Source organism: Campylobacter helveticus (assembly GCF_002080395.1).
In the GTDB taxonomy this organism is placed as follows: domain Bacteria; phylum Campylobacterota; class Campylobacteria; order Campylobacterales; family Campylobacteraceae; genus Campylobacter_D; species Campylobacter_D helveticus.
The window spans coordinates 415,135-429,763 of the sequence record NZ_CP020478.1 but is presented as its reverse complement, the minus strand read 5'-3'; the positions used below and the strand labels follow the sequence as shown (position 1 = coordinate 429,763).

The window sequence follows — 14,629 nt, the reverse complement described above, 5'->3', positions numbered from 1 at the left end:
TTTAGCCTTATGGTGGAGACGAGGGGAATTGAACCCCTGTCCAAAAATAACTCAAAGAAGACCTCTACATACTTAGCAAAGATGACTTTTTCATCAAATTCCGCTCATCTTCCAAAACTTAAAAATTTGACTAGACTAAACTTCGCCCTAAGGTGCGTCAAGCCCTAAAACTACACTATCAAAAATGACTAAAACTCAGGCTAGATAGTATCACCCAAGCTCTAGGCTCAACTGAACTTACGCAACTTTAGCGTAAGCAGGAGCAAATTTCGCGTTGTTTGCGTTTAATTTTAATGAGACTTTTTACGCTATGTCTAAAGCGGTATGCCATCCTAATCAAACTATTCCTGTCGAAGCCAAGTCGTCCCCATTACTTAGAAATAACATTTGGAACATTAACAATTAAAGGATTAAAAACAGCTAAAATGGAAGCATCATTTTCATAACTCTTACAATACTTTTCAAACTGATCACCCATCAAAAGCATCCAGTCCATAAATTCTTCACTTGCAGGACCCTCAAAACGCTTCGCTTGTGCCATCATCTCTTCGCAAAAAACACAAAAATCCGTAACCTCGTCCAAATTAAGCCGTCTTGCAGCCCAAGCAGTATTATGTGCTAAAGTTTCAAGCTCACTTATCGCTTCTTTATATTTGATTTTATCGCTTCCAAGCTTAATGATTAAGGGTTCAAATCTATCGCACATCGTGCGAAAAAACTCTAAAAACCTCTCTACTTCATCTATATCGTGTTCAAGTTCTAATTTTGTTAAAATTCCCATAAGCTTACTACCTTAATCAACAATTCTTAATTATAACAAATGTTTCAAAATAAGAATTAAATCACAAAGATGTAGATTTTATAAATTTTTTATCCTTATTTATTTCTTACACAAATATCCTTTTGAGTACATCTCTTTAATTTAATCAAAGTATGCTAATTACAATCAAACAAATTAAAAAAGCTTTCTAAAAAATTTAAAAAAGAGGCTACAAAAAAATAAAAAAAGGAGAGACAACATTGAAATAATCTTTTATGGTGGGCCTAACAAGACTTGAACTTGTGACCTCACCCTTATCAGGGGTGCACTCTAACCAGCTGAGCTATAGGCCCTTAAGAAGAATGGTGGAGAATAGCGGGATCGAACCGCTGACCTCCTGCGTGCAAAGCAGGCGCTCTCCCAGCTGAGCTAATTCCCCAATTAGCTTTATCATCAATCTTTAAAATCTAAACAAGGACAATTGAAAAGCAAGTTTGTGAGAAACTTGACTTTATTATACTCTATCCTAACGAAAGGATAAAGTTGTACTCTAGAAAGGAGGTGATCCAACCGCAGGTTCTCCTACGGTTACCTTGTTACGACTTCACCCCAGTCGCTGATTCCACTGTGGGGGATAACTAGTTTAGTATTTCCACTTCGAGTGAAATCAACTCCCATGGTGTGACGGGCGGTGAGTACAAGACCCGGGAACGTATTCACCGTGACATGGCTGATTCACGATTACTAGCGATTCCGGCTTCATGCTCTCGAGTTGCAGAGAACAATCCGAACTGGGACATATTTTATAGATTTGCTCCACCTCGCGGTATTGCGTCTCATTGTATATGCCATTGTAGCACGTGTGTCGCCCTGGGCGTAAGGGCCATGATGACTTGACGTCGTCCCCACCTTCCTCCTCCTTACGAAGGCAGTCTCCTTAGAGTGCTCGACCGAATCGTTAGCAACTAAGGACGAGGGTTGCGCTCGTTGCGGGACTTAACCCAACATCTCACGACACGAGCTGACGACAGCCGTGCAGCACCTGTCTCTAAGTTCTAGCAAGCTAGCACCCTCATATCTCTATAAGGTTCTTAGGATATCAAGCCCAGGTAAGGTTCTTCGCGTATCCTCGAATTAAACCACATGCTCCACCGCTTGTGCGGGTCCCCGTCTATTCCTTTGAGTTTTAATCTTGCGACCGTACTCCCCAGGCGGTATGCTTAATGCGTTAGCTGCATTACTGAGATGACTAGCATCCCAACAACTAGCATACATCGTTTAGGGCGTGGACTACCAGGGTATCTAATCCTGTTTGCTCCCCACGCTTTCGCGCCTTAGCGTCAGTTAAGTTCCAGCAGATCGCCTTCGCAATGGGTATTCTTGGTGATATCTACGGATTTTACCCCTACACCACCAATTCCATCTGCCTCTCCCTCACTCTAGACTATCAGTTTCCCAAGCAGTTTAATGGTTAAGCCATTAGATTTCACAAGAGACTTGATAATCCGCCTACGCGCCCTTTACGCCCAGTGATTCCGAGTAACGCTTGCACCCTCCGTATTACCGCGGCTGCTGGCACGGAGTTAGCCGGTGCTTATTCCTTTGGTACCGTCAAAATTCTTCCCAAAGAAAAGGAGTTTACGCTCCGAAAAGTGTCATCCTCCACGCGGCGTTGCTGCGTCAGGGTTTCCCCCATTGCGCAATATTCCCTACTGCTGCCTCCCGTAGGAGTCTGGACCGTGTCTCAGTTCCAGTGTGACTGATCATCCTCTCAGACCAGTTAAGCGTCATAGCCTTGGTAAGCCTTTACCTTACCAACTAGCTGATACTATATAGTCTCATCCTACACCGAAAAACTTTCCCTATCTAACTTATGCTAAATAGGAGTATGGGGTATTAGCACTCATTTCTAAGTGTTGTCCCCCAGTGTAGGGCAGATTAACTATACCTTACTCACCCGTGCGCCACTAATCCACTTCTAGCAAGCTAAAAGCTTCATCGTTCGACTTGCATGTATTAGGCACGCCGCCAGCGTTCACTCTGAGCCAGGATCAAACTCTCCATATTTTTATCTTCTTTAACATCAGGCAAAGCCTGACTAAGAAGCAACACTAAAGATAAGATTGCTAAACACAATCCATTAATTAGGTTATTCCCTAGTATCTTTAGCTTTAGTGATATGAAGTTTTAATCTAAAACTTTTATTTGTTTAGCTTTACTAATATTATAGTAAAGTTGGCTCAATCGTCACTTATTTAGATTTCAAAGATTGACTATAAGATTTAAATAACAATGTTGGTGTTAAAGAACAAGACTTTTTTTAGGTTTTTACTATGGCTAAGAAGCTAAGGGTAAAAACAAAAAAGAAATGAAATTGTAGCGAGGAAAGCTTAAAGTGGGATTAAAAATAAAAATTTACTCTTTTTGATTTAAAAATTTTTCTAGTAGAGATTTTTTAATCTTTAAATTCACCCTAAAAAATTCTAACCACTTTTCAAAAGCATTGATGATATGAAGCATAAATTCTTTTTCATCAATAATATTTTTTTTATAAACTTCAGCGATTAAGTCCCCTCTTTTAATCACGCAATGTGCTAATTTCCCATCTTGAAGGAATTTATTATTAACAAGTAAGGTATTGAAATTTCTTATATTTAAATCCACCTTTTGCAAAAATTCTAAAGGCAAATCTTTGTTGGAATTTAAAATAGTTGTAAGAGCATTTTGTAGGGTTAAAGCCTCCATATCTATGTCCTCACAAGCCTTTATGTTTTCTTTCACAAAAACGACAAATTTATCTAAAATTTTTTGACTTTTATTCAGCGTTAAAGATTTTGGAAGTTCAAGATGAGATTTTAACTCGGTAGCGAATTTTACGCAACATTCCTCAAAGCTTGTTTCTATGGCGTTATGTATCCTAGCGCCTGTTTGTGAGACATTATAAAAAGTCGTCAAGTGGGAGTGATTTGCTATAAAGCCTTCCAAATAAATACGATAAATATTCCACACCGGATGCGTTATAACCTTATGTCCACCGCCAAAACCCTCTACTTCAAAATAATCATTATACCAATTTGTCTCCACTCGCACGCCGAGGCTAAAGCCATCGGCGTGCGAATTTCCCTCTTTTGAAAGAGCAAAATCCTGCCCTAACATAATAATATTTTCAAAACCAAGTGTCACCGCAATGCAATACGCAAAATAAGAAACAAAAAGTCCCGGATTTACATAGCCAAAATCATCTAAGAAATTTAATTTTACATTAGGGTCTTCAGGGTCAAGTATGATACATAAATTCCTATTTTCTAGATGCTCCACGACTTCAAAAGCCGAAAGAGAAGAGCATAAAAATATCGTCTCATCTTTACCACTTGCATTAAAAAATTTCAGGGCATTATTGTGATAGTCATTATTTATCACATAATCAGGCGTAATACCATTTTGACAAAGCACAGAATAAGCCCCATCAACACAAAAAATCACAAAATTTTCTTCATATTTTTTAAGCAAAGCTAAATTCCCACTCAGTGATGGTCCAGCAGATACCACAACAGCACTTTTAAAGCTTTTTTTCCTCTGTGAAAGAAGCCTTTGAAAAGGCACAGAATGAAGCATAGTTTTAGCATTGAGTAAAAAATTCTCATAAGTTTTAAAAATAGCATCTGGTATGCTCACACCCTTAGCATTTAAGACATTATTAATTACTTTACGGCAAAGCAAATCGGCATTTAACATTTGCTGATGAAAAAATTTCTCATAATAGCTATTTTGTATAAAAAGTCCGTAAAGAGAGTGAAGCTCTAAAATGAGGGGGTTATTAAAATAAAAAGAAAGCTCAAATTCCGCAAAAGAATCTTCGCTATCTAGCACATGAATCCCACCCAATTTTAGCTCCTCACTCAAATCTACTTTACTCAAAGCTAAAATTAATAATTCCAAATTTCCCTCAAGCACGAAAATGTGCTGGTAATGTGCCCTACAAAGCCTTTTTAAAAGCAGAGCATTTCCTATACCATAGATGAAAATAAAAGGATAACGCTTTGTCTGTGATAATATAGCGTTTTCCACAAAGTCAAGCTCGGCACCCATATCCTCATACATCAAAACTTGATTTTGTTTATCAAAAATATTTGAATTCTCATCAATGCTAAAACGCCTAAACTCACCCCCCCCCCCCCCATTAATAAAGGCTAAAAGCTTAGTTTTAAGCTTATCATTTCTTAAAGCATTTAAATTTTTACTTAAAATTTCGTTCATTTTCATAATCTTTAATAATCTTATCAAAAGTCCAAATTTTCCTAGCTTCATTGGCACTTTGTGGCTGAGCGATAAGCATTTCTTCTTCCTCACCAAGCCTATCTTTCATCTCGCCAAAAGCATCGATAAAAAAGCTATCTCCATAAAATTTCCACTCCTCGCTATGTTTAGCACTACCTATGCGGTTCACTCTTAAAATGCTAACTTGATTTAAAAAAGCCCTTGTTTTTAAAAGCTCCTCCCATCTTTTTTGACTCCCAAAAGTGCAAGCACTAGGCACGATAACCAAATCAATCTTTTTTACCCGAATTTCTTGCCAAAATATATCAAAATGCGTTTCAAAGCCAAAAAGTAAGGCGCATTTTAACCTCTCGTAAGTGAAGCTAAAAAGCTTGATTTTATCGGTTTTATTGATAAAAAATTTCGCCTCATTCCAATGGGCGTAAGGCATTAAAATTTGCTGTTCGTAAGTTTTAACGATACTAGGAGAAACCTTAAGGCAAACTTTCCTAAAACCCTTTGTTTCGACACTTACAAAAGGAGCAATGATTTCAAGCTCGTGCTTTTTAGCTAAATTTTCGAGGCTCTTTTTTTTCGCTTCACTTTGCTCTTTAATCATCGATTTAGGCATAGTTAAAAGCTCTGTAAAAAAGCTATTTAGCACATATTCACCCAAAACAACCAAATTTGCTCCACTTTCCTTTGCAGCTTTGAGATAATAATCAAGCCTTGATTCGCTTAAAGAAAGCGTAGGAAACTGCAAAGCGGCAATTTTACTCATCGATTTTCTCCACTTCTAATTTTGCTTTTTCAAGCTCAAACCTTGCTTTTTCTATATTTTCAAGCCCTAATTTATAAATTTTCACACTTTCTTCAAGGCTTAATTCTTCTTCATTAAGTCTTGTTAAGGCTTCGTTAGCCTTTTTTAAATTTTCTTCAAAACTCACGAATTTACCTTATAATTTGGTGCTTCGTGCGTAATCGTTACATCATGCACATGGCTTTCCTTAAGTCCCGCACTTGTAATCTCTACAAATTCAGCCCTAGCTCTAAAATCTAAAAGATCCTTAGCCCCCACATAACCCATAGAAGAACGAAGCCCACCTAAAAGCTGATGAATCACGCTTTTAATGCTTCCTACATAAGGCACACGCCCTTCAATCCCTTCAGGCACGAGTTTATCCTGTGCTGTTCCTTGCTGAAAATATCTATCCGAGCTTCCTTTTTGCATAGCACCCAAAGAACCCATACCGCGGTAGGCTTTATATTGTCTTCCTTGATAGGTAAAAAGCTCCCCCGGGCTTTCATCAGTTCCTGCAAGAAGTGAGCCTATCATCACAGAACTAGCCCCTGCGGCAAGAGCTTTTGCTATATCACCAGAATACTTAATCCCCCCATCAGCTATCACAGGAACGCCAAATTTATCCGCCTCCAAAGCACATTCATCAATCGCCGAAATTTGCGGCACTCCCACCCCTGAAACAATGCGTGTAGTGCAAATACTCCCAGGTCCTATCCCTACCTTTACGGCGTCGGCTCCAGCCTCACACAACGCTTTTGTAGCTCCCGCTGTGGCGACATTTCCCGCGATAATTTCAAGTTTAGGATATTTTGCTTTAATGGCTTTTACGCTTTCTATAATGCCTTTTGAGTGTCCGTGTGCCGAGTCAAGCACGACAACATCAACATCTGCTTCAACCAAAGCATCCACCCTATCCATTTGATTCACCCCTATGGCTGCGCCCACTCTTAAGCGTCCAAAGCTATCTTTATTTGCGTCAGGGTATTCTTTACGCTTTTTTAAATCTTTTATAGTGATAAGTCCTACAAGATGATTATTATCATCGACTATAGGAAGTTTTTCGACTTTATTAGTGCTAAAAATTTTCTCCGCATCATCTAAAGTGCAGCCCTTTGGAGCGGTAATGAGAGGGGCTTTTGTCATTACATTTTCGACTTTATTGCTAAAATTATTCTCAAATCTTAAATCGCGATTTGTTAAAATTCCCAGCAATTTCCTCTCTTCATCTACCACAGGAACACCAGAAATTCTATATTCTGCCATTAATTCTAAAGCCTCATAAATACTTGCATTTGGTGCAATAAATATAGGGTCAATAATGACACCACTTTCACTTTTTTTCACTCTTTTAACTTCTCTCACTTGAGCTTTTATGTCCATATTTTTATGGATAATCCCAAGCCCCCCAAGTCTAGCCATCATAATGGCGGCTCTATGTTCGGTAACCGTGTCCATAGCTGCTGAAATTAAAGGCATATTTAAGCCAATATTTCTCGTTAGCTTAGTGTGAATTTGCACTTCCTTAGGTAAAATTTCAGAATAACAAGGTCTTAATAAAACATCCTCAAAAGTCAAAGCGCGTCCCACTATCTTCATACTTTACTCCTTTATGATTTTTTCTAAACTCAAAGCTCCATTTAATAAAGTTTGCTCATCATATGCTCTACAAATAAGCTGTGCGGAAATATTTAACCCATCTTTATCTTTACCCACAGGCACACTAATACCCCCAAGCCCTGCCAAATTCACAGATATGGTATAAATATCCTCTAAATAGCTTTGCATAGGGCTTTTTTGCATATCAAATACAAAAGCTGTTGTTGGAGTTACCGGCATAAAAATCAAATGACAATCTTGCAAAATTTCTTCATATTTGGCTTTAATAAAATCCCTAGCCTTTTGCGCTTTAATATAATAAGCATCATAATATCCACTACTTAAAACAAAAGTCCCAAGTAAAATTCTACGCTTGACTTCCTCACCAAAGCCCTCGCTTCTACTATTGACATACAAATCTTTCAAATTTTCACAATGCTCACTTCTTTTTCCATAACGCACCCCATCATAGCGGCTCAAATTCGCACTTGCCTCTGCTGTAGCGATGATATAATAAGCCGCAATGTCAAATTCATAATCTTGCAAGGTTTTATAAACTATCTCGTGCCCGTGTGCTTTTAAAGCCTCTACGCTTTTTAAAAGGGCATTTTTTACTTCTTCACTCGCAGCATTGACATAATTTTCTATCACAGCGATTTTGAGCTTGGTATTTGCGTTTAAATTTGCGCTTGTAGGTTCAAATTTCACATTTGCACTTGTGCTATCTTTTTCATCATATCCCGCAATCGCATCATAAAGTAAAGCTGCGTCCTCGACATTTTGCGTTAAAACGCCTATTTGGTCTAAACTTGAAGAGTAAGAAGCAAGTCCATACCTGCTCACTCTGCCATAACTTGGCTTAAAGCCTACGCACCCACAAAAAGCCGCAGGTTGTCTTACAGAGCCTCCCGTATCACTTCCTAAACTCGCCAAAGCCAAATTTGCCGCAACTGCCGCAGCCGAGCCACCGCTTGAGCCACCCGGAACACGCGAAAAATCAAGAGGATTTAAGGTCTTCCCATAAAAAGAAGTTGCGGTAGAGCTTCCCATAGCAAATTCGTCCATATTAGCGCGTCCAAAAGGACTAAAGCCATTCTTTTTTAAATTCACAATCGCGCTCGCATCATAAGGCGCAATGTAACCTTGCAAAATTTTACTTCCGCAAGTTAGCTCCCAGCCCTTAACGCTAATATTATCCTTTATCATCACAGGAACGCCATCTCCTGCGTCTTTTAAATCACTCCCCAAAAACTGCTCCACATAAGCACCGATTTGCTTTTGCTTTTTTGCTCTATCGTTTAACTCTTTTTTTAAAGCCTCAAGCTCATTTTTAGAGTACCTTAATGCCTCTTTCAAACTTATCATTTCTTTCCTTTTTTCTTAATCAAAATCACAGCCAAAGCACTAAGCAACAGTACAATGGCTATTGTGCTAATTAGCAATTCATTTGGCACGGGACTTTCAAGCATTTAAAACCCCAGCACAACGAGGACAAATTACATCTTCTGCCTCATATTTCCAACATCTTTCACATTTATTAAGCCTTGCTTTGACAATGGTAAAACTCTCATTTTCCACATCAAATTCACAGAGCTTTTCGCTATTGTCCAAATTTTCAAGCCCACTAACCATAAACCAATCAAGCATTTCGTTTTTAGGTAAAGCAGTGATTTGACTTGAATTTGTTTGTAGGACAAGCTCAAGGGTTGATTTTATCAACTTGTCCTTTTTAAGCTTGTCGATATTTTCAAAAAAACTTTCTCTAATTTTAAGCAAAAATTCATCTTCAACATCAAAGTTAAATTCAAATCTTTCAGCAAAATTTAAATCAAACACATCTAAAGCCTCGCCTTTAATGCAAACATTTGCGTGCTCTAACGCTTCATCAACGCTATAAGTTAAAAATGGCGCTAAAAGACTTAAAAGCTTTTTCGCTATCAAAACCATCGCCACTTGGGAGCTTTTACGCTTAAGGGAGTTTTTAGCTTCGCAATAAAGCCTATCTTTGCTAATATCTAAATAAATTCCGCTTAAATCTGCGATTAAAAAATTTAAAAGAGCATTAAAACCCTTAGCAAATTCATAATTTAAAAACGCCTCTTCACTAGCTTTAAACACACGACTTGCACGATTTAAAATCCATTTATCTATGAAGGAAAACTCAACGCCCTCCACATTTTCCAAATCATTAGTATTAGCAAGTAAAAATCTTATGGTGTTGCGAATTTTTCTATATTGTTCGCTCACTTGTTTTAAAATATTTTCAGAAATTTTTAAATCCGTAGAATAATCACTCAAAAACACCCACAGCCTTAAAATCTCCACGCCATAAGTTTTAGCAACATAATCAGGGGCTATGGTATTGCCTTTAGATTTACTCATTTTCTGCCCTTTTTCATCGATGGTAAATCCGTGCGTAAGGACATTTTGATAAGGCGCATACCCTCTTAAAGCCGTGCTTAATAATAAAGAGCTTTGAAACCACCCTCTATGCTGGTCGCTCCCCTCTAAATACATATTTGCCACTTTTTCGCCTGCGTCAAATTGAGTGCCGTCCAATACAGCCTTCCAAGTGCTACCGCTATCAAACCATACATCTAAAATGTCATAAATTTTTTCTAAATTCTGTGCTTGATACTTAGAATTTGGAGGTAAAAGTTCGGCAACTTCAAGTTCCCACCACGCATCAGCACCTTTTTCTTCAAAAATCTTTGCGATAAAATCCAAAATTTCACTATCAAAAATCACTTCCTTGCTTGTCTTATCTCGAAAAAAAGCAATCGGCGTTCCCCAATCTCTTTGCCTAGAAATGCACCAATCGGGACGATTTTCCACCATAGAACCTATTCTTTTTACGCCATTTTCAGGGTAAAATCTTGTTTTTAAAAGCTCTTCTTTTGCTTTAGTTCTTAAGCTTTTGCCCTCCAATTTTGCTTCATCCATTGCGATAAACCATTGCTTTGTCGCCCTGTAAATCACAGGCTTGTGCGTTCTCCAACAAAAAGGATAAGAGTGCGTGAATTTTGAAACATGGATAAGATTTTCCCCTAAAAGCTCTAAGATTCTTTCGTTTGCCTTAAAAATATGCAGTCCTATAAATTCCTCCAAAAGCTCTTCTGGCAGAAGTTTTTTAGTTCTCAAACTCTCATCATAGCAACCCGCATCATCAACAGGCATTATAATCTCTATATCATATTTTAAACTCGCGTAATAATCATCTTCTCCGTGTCCCGGTGCTGTATGCACAAGCCCTGTGCCGCCGTCCATTAAAACATGCTCACCTAAGATAAACAAAGATTTTCTATGATTAAGAGGATTGATAGCCTCACTTTTTTCCAAAAGTTCTGCTTTAAATTCTTTTTTCACTTCTCCTTTAGTAAAATTTAACTCAACCATATTTTTAAGCAAAGCCTTAGCAAAAATTAATCCCTCTTTAGTTAAAACATAAAGTTCTTGCGGATTTAAGGCTATGGCTTGATTTGCCACTAAAGTCCAAGGTGTCGTTGTCCAAATGACAGCTTTTGCCTTTTGCACTTCAAGTCTTTTTAAAGCTTCCTCGCCTAAGTCAAAAGCCACAAAAGTCGAATAATCTTCTTTATCTTGATACTCCACTTCAGCTTCTGCTAAGGCAGATTTTGCCGCCCAGCTCCAAAATACAGGCTTGGAACGCTCTACCAAAAGTCCTTTTTTAGCCACTTCGCAAAGAGTGCGGTAAATTTGTGCCTCAAAAGCAAAATCCATAGTTAGGTAAGGATTATCCCAATCTGCTATGACGCCTAAATTTTGAAATTCTTCTTTTTGGATATTGACAAATTCTTCTGCGTGTTTTCTACAAAAATTACGAATTTCTTTTTTGCTTAAATTTTTCTTTTTCTCTCCAAGCTTAAGTTCAACTTGCTGTTCTATCGGTAAGCCGTGGCAGTCCCAACCGGGAGTAAAACGCACATTTTCACCTTTGAAATAATGAAGCTTAACAATCGTTTCTTTTAAAATTTTATTTAAAGCGTGTCCTATGTGAATGTGTCCATTTGCATAAGGGGGACCATCGTGTAGGGTAAAGTTTTTAGCCGCATTTTGACGCTTAACTTTCATCTTCTCATAAGCATAATTTTGATGAAACCATTTTTGAAAACGCTTTTTTTCGAATTCAGCTAAGTTTGCCCTCATCGCAAAACTCGTATTAGGCAAAAGTAAAGTTTCTTTGTAATCCATAAATCGCACCTAAGTTTTTTTTAAATCTCAAATTTTACTGCATTTATGTTTAAATTTGGTTATAATTTTACGAAAAAAAGGGAATTTTATGAAACATTTACTTTTTATCTTGGGCGATGAACTCATCTTGCATTCTGCTTATAAAGATTATATTTTTAGGGCTTATGAGGAAAAATTTAAAGAAATAAATGAAATTCGCATTCAAGCAAAAAGTGATAAAGAATTACCCTTTTTACTCGAAAAATTAATGCAAAAATACCACTTCATCACAATTTTTGCTAGCACACAAAATTATGCCATAGTTGCTAAAATTTTAGCCACACTAAGCGATGATAATCTTATCTTAAAAGAACAAAGCCTCGTGCCAGATAAAGCCCTTTATGTGCATAATAGCTTCGTTTGCGAATTTGAAAATAGCAAAATTAACCTTTTAAAAATCGACACCGAAGAAAATATGCCAAAACTCTTAGGGGAAGTAAATTTGGGCTATGAGTATTTTTGTCTTTTTGGTATCGATGAGGATAGTGCCTTACTTTTGCTTGAAACCCTAACAAAAAGCTATGATGTAAGTCTAAAATCAAGCAAAATTTTAGATAATCTTACTCTCTTAAAGGTGAGCAATCTCCCCAATGGCAAACTAGAAAGTTTTTTGCAAAGTGTTTCAAATTTATTCACTCAAAAATTCTTTTTAGGTAAAGACCCTTTGCGTTTTATCGTCTCTAAGCTAATGCAAAAAGGGCTTAAAATTTCTTTTGCGGAAAGTTGCACAGGAGGACTTTGTGCGAGTGAGCTTAGTAAAATTTCTGGAGTGAGTGCGATTTTTGAAGGCTCGATTGTAAGCTATTCTAACCGCATAAAGCACGAGTGGCTAGGCATTAGCGAAAGCATTTTGGAAAATGGCGGAGAGTATAGTGAGCGTTGTGTTTATTTTATGCTAAAAGGGATTTTTAAGACGGCTAAACCTGATTTTGCTCTAGCATTAAGTGGAGTTGCTGAGGGTGAAGATAAGGGCGTTAAAGCTGGAAATATCTACATAGGAGCTATGTTTAAGGACGGCACTTATATCCAAGAACTTTTGCATTTAAAGGGAGATAGAATTTTTATGCAAAAACAAGCTGTTTTGGCAGCTTTTTGTCTCATAATGAAGCTAAAACCTGAAATTTTCATTTAAATTTTAATCGTTTTCAAATAAATCGTAAAAATTTAACAACGATTTATTAAATTTCTATAATATTCTCTGCAAAATTTCTTATTTCTAACAAGGTTAAAAATGAATTTACCAAATTTTCTAGCAATTTTAAGAATGATTTTAGCTCCGCTTTTATTTTTCGTTTTAACCTTTCCTTTTGAAAATGTGCATCAAAGCTGGATAAATTATTTTGCCACCTTACTTTTTTCTTTAGCTGCGTTGAGCGATTTTTTCGATGGTTTTATCGCTAGAAATTGGAAACAAACGACAAAATTGGGTGCGATTTTAGACCCTTTAGCGGATAAAATGCTCACTTTAGCTGCCTTATTGGGGCTTTTACTTTTGGATAGGGCAAATGAATGGGTGATTTATCTCATTTTGGTGCGTGAGTTTTTCATCACAGGATTTAGAGTTGTTATGGTGAGCGAAAATTTAGATGTCAGTGCTTCCTTTGCTGGGAAATTGAAAACAGGTTTTCAAATGACGGCGATTATTTTTTTAATGCTAGATTGGATTTTTGGCGATGTGTTGCTTTATATCGCACTTGCACTGACGCTTTACTCGGGTTTTGAGTATGTTTATGGCTATATCAAATATCTTAAGGCGAAACGATGAAAAGTCTTATTTTTCTTTTAGTCATTTTAATTTTAGGCTTTAAATTTTATTCCGTGCAGTTTTTAGCGACTATTTTTACCATCTCTTTTTTAATATTTTTTCACGAATTAGGACATTTTTTAGCAGCAAAATCCTTAGATGTGAAAGTAGAAATTTTTAGTATAGGCTTTGGAAAATCCTTGATTGAAAAGGAATTTAAAACGACTAAATACCGCTTAAGTGCTTTACCACTTGGAGGCTATGTTAAACTTAAAGGGCAAGATGATTTAAACCCTGCTTTGAGAAATTATGATAAGGATAGTTACGGCGCACTTTCTCCCTTAGCAAAAATTTACATCCTTTTTGCCGGTCCTTTTTTTAATATTTTCTTGGCTTTTTTGCTCTACATTGCCATAGCGAATTTGGGCTTAGAAAAAGCCTCTACCAAAATAGGCTTAATCGCACCAAACTCAGCGGCACAAAATGCTGGACTTTTAGTTGGTGATACGATTAAAAGCATTAATGGGATAGAAGTAAAAAGCTTTGATGAAATTTCTCATCTCATTAATAAAAACCCCACTAAAATAGAGCTTGAAAGAGATGAAAAAACACTAAATTTTCTCATTACCCCTAAACTTTCACAAGGTTATAATGAATTTGGGCAAATCGTGCCAAAATTTCAGCTTGGTATCGCTCCAAGTGATGAAAAAGTCAGTGTAAGTTATACAGGGATGCAAAGCATAAATTACGCCTACAATGAAAGTATAAAAGCCTCTACACTCATCATAAAAGGACTTGTAAAGCTTCTAAGTGGGGATATAGAAGCGAAAAATTTGGGCGGTATCATCACTATGGTTGATATTACCTCAAAAGCCGCAGAAATAAGCCTTTCGTGGCTTTTATTTATCACAGCTTTAATCTCTATCAATTTAGGCATTTTAAATCTTTTGCCCATTCCTATGCTTGATGGAGGGCATATTTTATTTAATCTTTATGCTTTAATTTTCAAAAAAGAAGTGCCACAAAAAGCTTTTGAGTATTTAAGCTATGGGGGTATGGCTTTACTTTTAAGCTTGATGATATTTGCGACTTTTAATGATATTGTAAGATTAATGCAATAATTAATTTTTACTGAAATTTAATATAACTTAAGCATAATTAGCTATAATTTTGTCTTGCATTTAGCAATCCTTGCCTGTGAAAATGGGCTTAATATCCA

The 14,629-nt window shown here is 37.0% G+C and carries 11 protein-coding genes, 2 tRNA genes, 1 rRNA gene and 1 other RNA gene; 3 read left to right on the top strand and 12 right to left on the bottom strand.

Features of this window, described 5'->3' with window-relative positions:
• Positions 1-10: 10 nt before the first annotated feature.
• The 12 genes from ssrA to ileS form a co-directional block, all read right to left on the bottom strand.
• Positions 11-369, bottom strand: a transfer-messenger RNA (tmRNA) gene (gene ssrA / locus CHELV3228_RS02275).
• Between the two features lies 1 nt (position 370).
• Positions 371-781, bottom strand: coding sequence for a histidine phosphotransferase (locus CHELV3228_RS02270; protein WP_082199347.1), 411 nt, complete (start codon positions 779-781; stop codon positions 371-373).
• Between the two features lie 255 nt (positions 782-1,036).
• Positions 1,037-1,113, bottom strand: a tRNA-Ile gene (locus CHELV3228_RS02265).
• A gap of 10 nt (positions 1,114-1,123) precedes the next feature.
• Positions 1,124-1,199, bottom strand: a tRNA-Ala gene (locus CHELV3228_RS02260).
• A 115-nt stretch (positions 1,200-1,314) separates the two neighbouring features.
• Positions 1,315-2,827 (bottom strand): 16S ribosomal RNA (locus CHELV3228_RS02255).
• 348 nt (positions 2,828-3,175) lie between these two features.
• Positions 3,176-5,068 (bottom strand): motility associated factor glycosyltransferase family protein, encoded by a 1,893-nt coding sequence (locus CHELV3228_RS02250; RefSeq protein ID WP_082199346.1) that lies wholly within the window; start codon positions 5,066-5,068, stop codon positions 3,176-3,178.
• Positions 4,998-5,798 (bottom strand): carbon-nitrogen hydrolase family protein, encoded by an 801-nt coding sequence (locus CHELV3228_RS02245; RefSeq protein WP_082199345.1) that lies wholly within the window; start codon positions 5,796-5,798, stop codon positions 4,998-5,000. The genes CHELV3228_RS02250 and CHELV3228_RS02245 overlap by 71 nt, the downstream gene beginning before the upstream one ends.
• A complete protein-coding gene (gene xseB / locus CHELV3228_RS02240) occupies positions 5,791-5,964 on the bottom strand; it encodes an exodeoxyribonuclease VII small subunit (protein ID WP_082199344.1) in 174 nt (57 codons plus the stop codon). Before xseB ends, CHELV3228_RS02245 begins: the two co-directional genes overlap by 8 nt.
• On the bottom strand, positions 5,961-7,415 hold the full coding sequence (guaB, locus tag CHELV3228_RS02235) for an IMP dehydrogenase (RefSeq protein ID WP_082199343.1): 1,455 nt from the start codon (positions 7,413-7,415) through the stop codon (positions 5,961-5,963). The genes xseB and guaB overlap by 4 nt, the downstream gene beginning before the upstream one ends.
• Before the next feature lie 3 nt (positions 7,416-7,418).
• The gene (gene gatA, locus CHELV3228_RS02230; RefSeq protein ID WP_082199342.1) at positions 7,419-8,780 is read right to left on the bottom strand and encodes an Asp-tRNA(Asn)/Glu-tRNA(Gln) amidotransferase subunit GatA; all 1,362 of its coding nucleotides are present in this window, start codon (positions 8,778-8,780) and stop codon (positions 7,419-7,421) included.
• On the bottom strand, positions 8,777-8,884 hold the full coding sequence (locus CHELV3228_RS10455; RefSeq protein ID WP_234981030.1) for a hypothetical protein: 108 nt from the start codon (positions 8,882-8,884) through the stop codon (positions 8,777-8,779). The genes gatA and CHELV3228_RS10455 overlap by 4 nt, the downstream gene beginning before the upstream one ends.
• Entirely contained in the window at positions 8,877-11,627 is a 2,751-nt protein-coding gene (gene ileS, locus CHELV3228_RS02225; protein WP_082199341.1) for an isoleucine--tRNA ligase, read from the bottom strand. The genes CHELV3228_RS10455 and ileS overlap by 8 nt, the downstream gene beginning before the upstream one ends.
• An 88-nt stretch (positions 11,628-11,715) precedes the next feature.
• Here ileS and CHELV3228_RS02220 point away from each other — a divergent pair, with 88 nt between their 5' ends.
• The 3 genes from CHELV3228_RS02220 to rseP all read left to right on the top strand — a co-directional run bounded on the left by CHELV3228_RS02220 (position 11,716) and on the right by rseP (position 14,531).
• A complete protein-coding gene (locus CHELV3228_RS02220) occupies positions 11,716-12,798 on the top strand; it encodes a CinA family protein (protein ID WP_082199340.1) in 1,083 nt (360 codons plus the stop codon).
• 99 nt (positions 12,799-12,897) lie between these two features.
• Positions 12,898-13,431: a CDP-diacylglycerol--glycerol-3-phosphate 3-phosphatidyltransferase gene (gene pgsA, locus CHELV3228_RS02215; protein ID WP_082199339.1), complete on the top strand. Its 534-nt coding sequence runs from the start codon at positions 12,898-12,900 to the stop codon at positions 13,429-13,431.
• A complete protein-coding gene (gene rseP, locus CHELV3228_RS02210; RefSeq protein ID WP_082199338.1) occupies positions 13,428-14,531 on the top strand; it encodes an RIP metalloprotease RseP in 1,104 nt (367 codons plus the stop codon). The genes pgsA and rseP overlap by 4 nt, the downstream gene beginning before the upstream one ends.
• Positions 14,532-14,629: the final 98 nt, after the last annotated feature.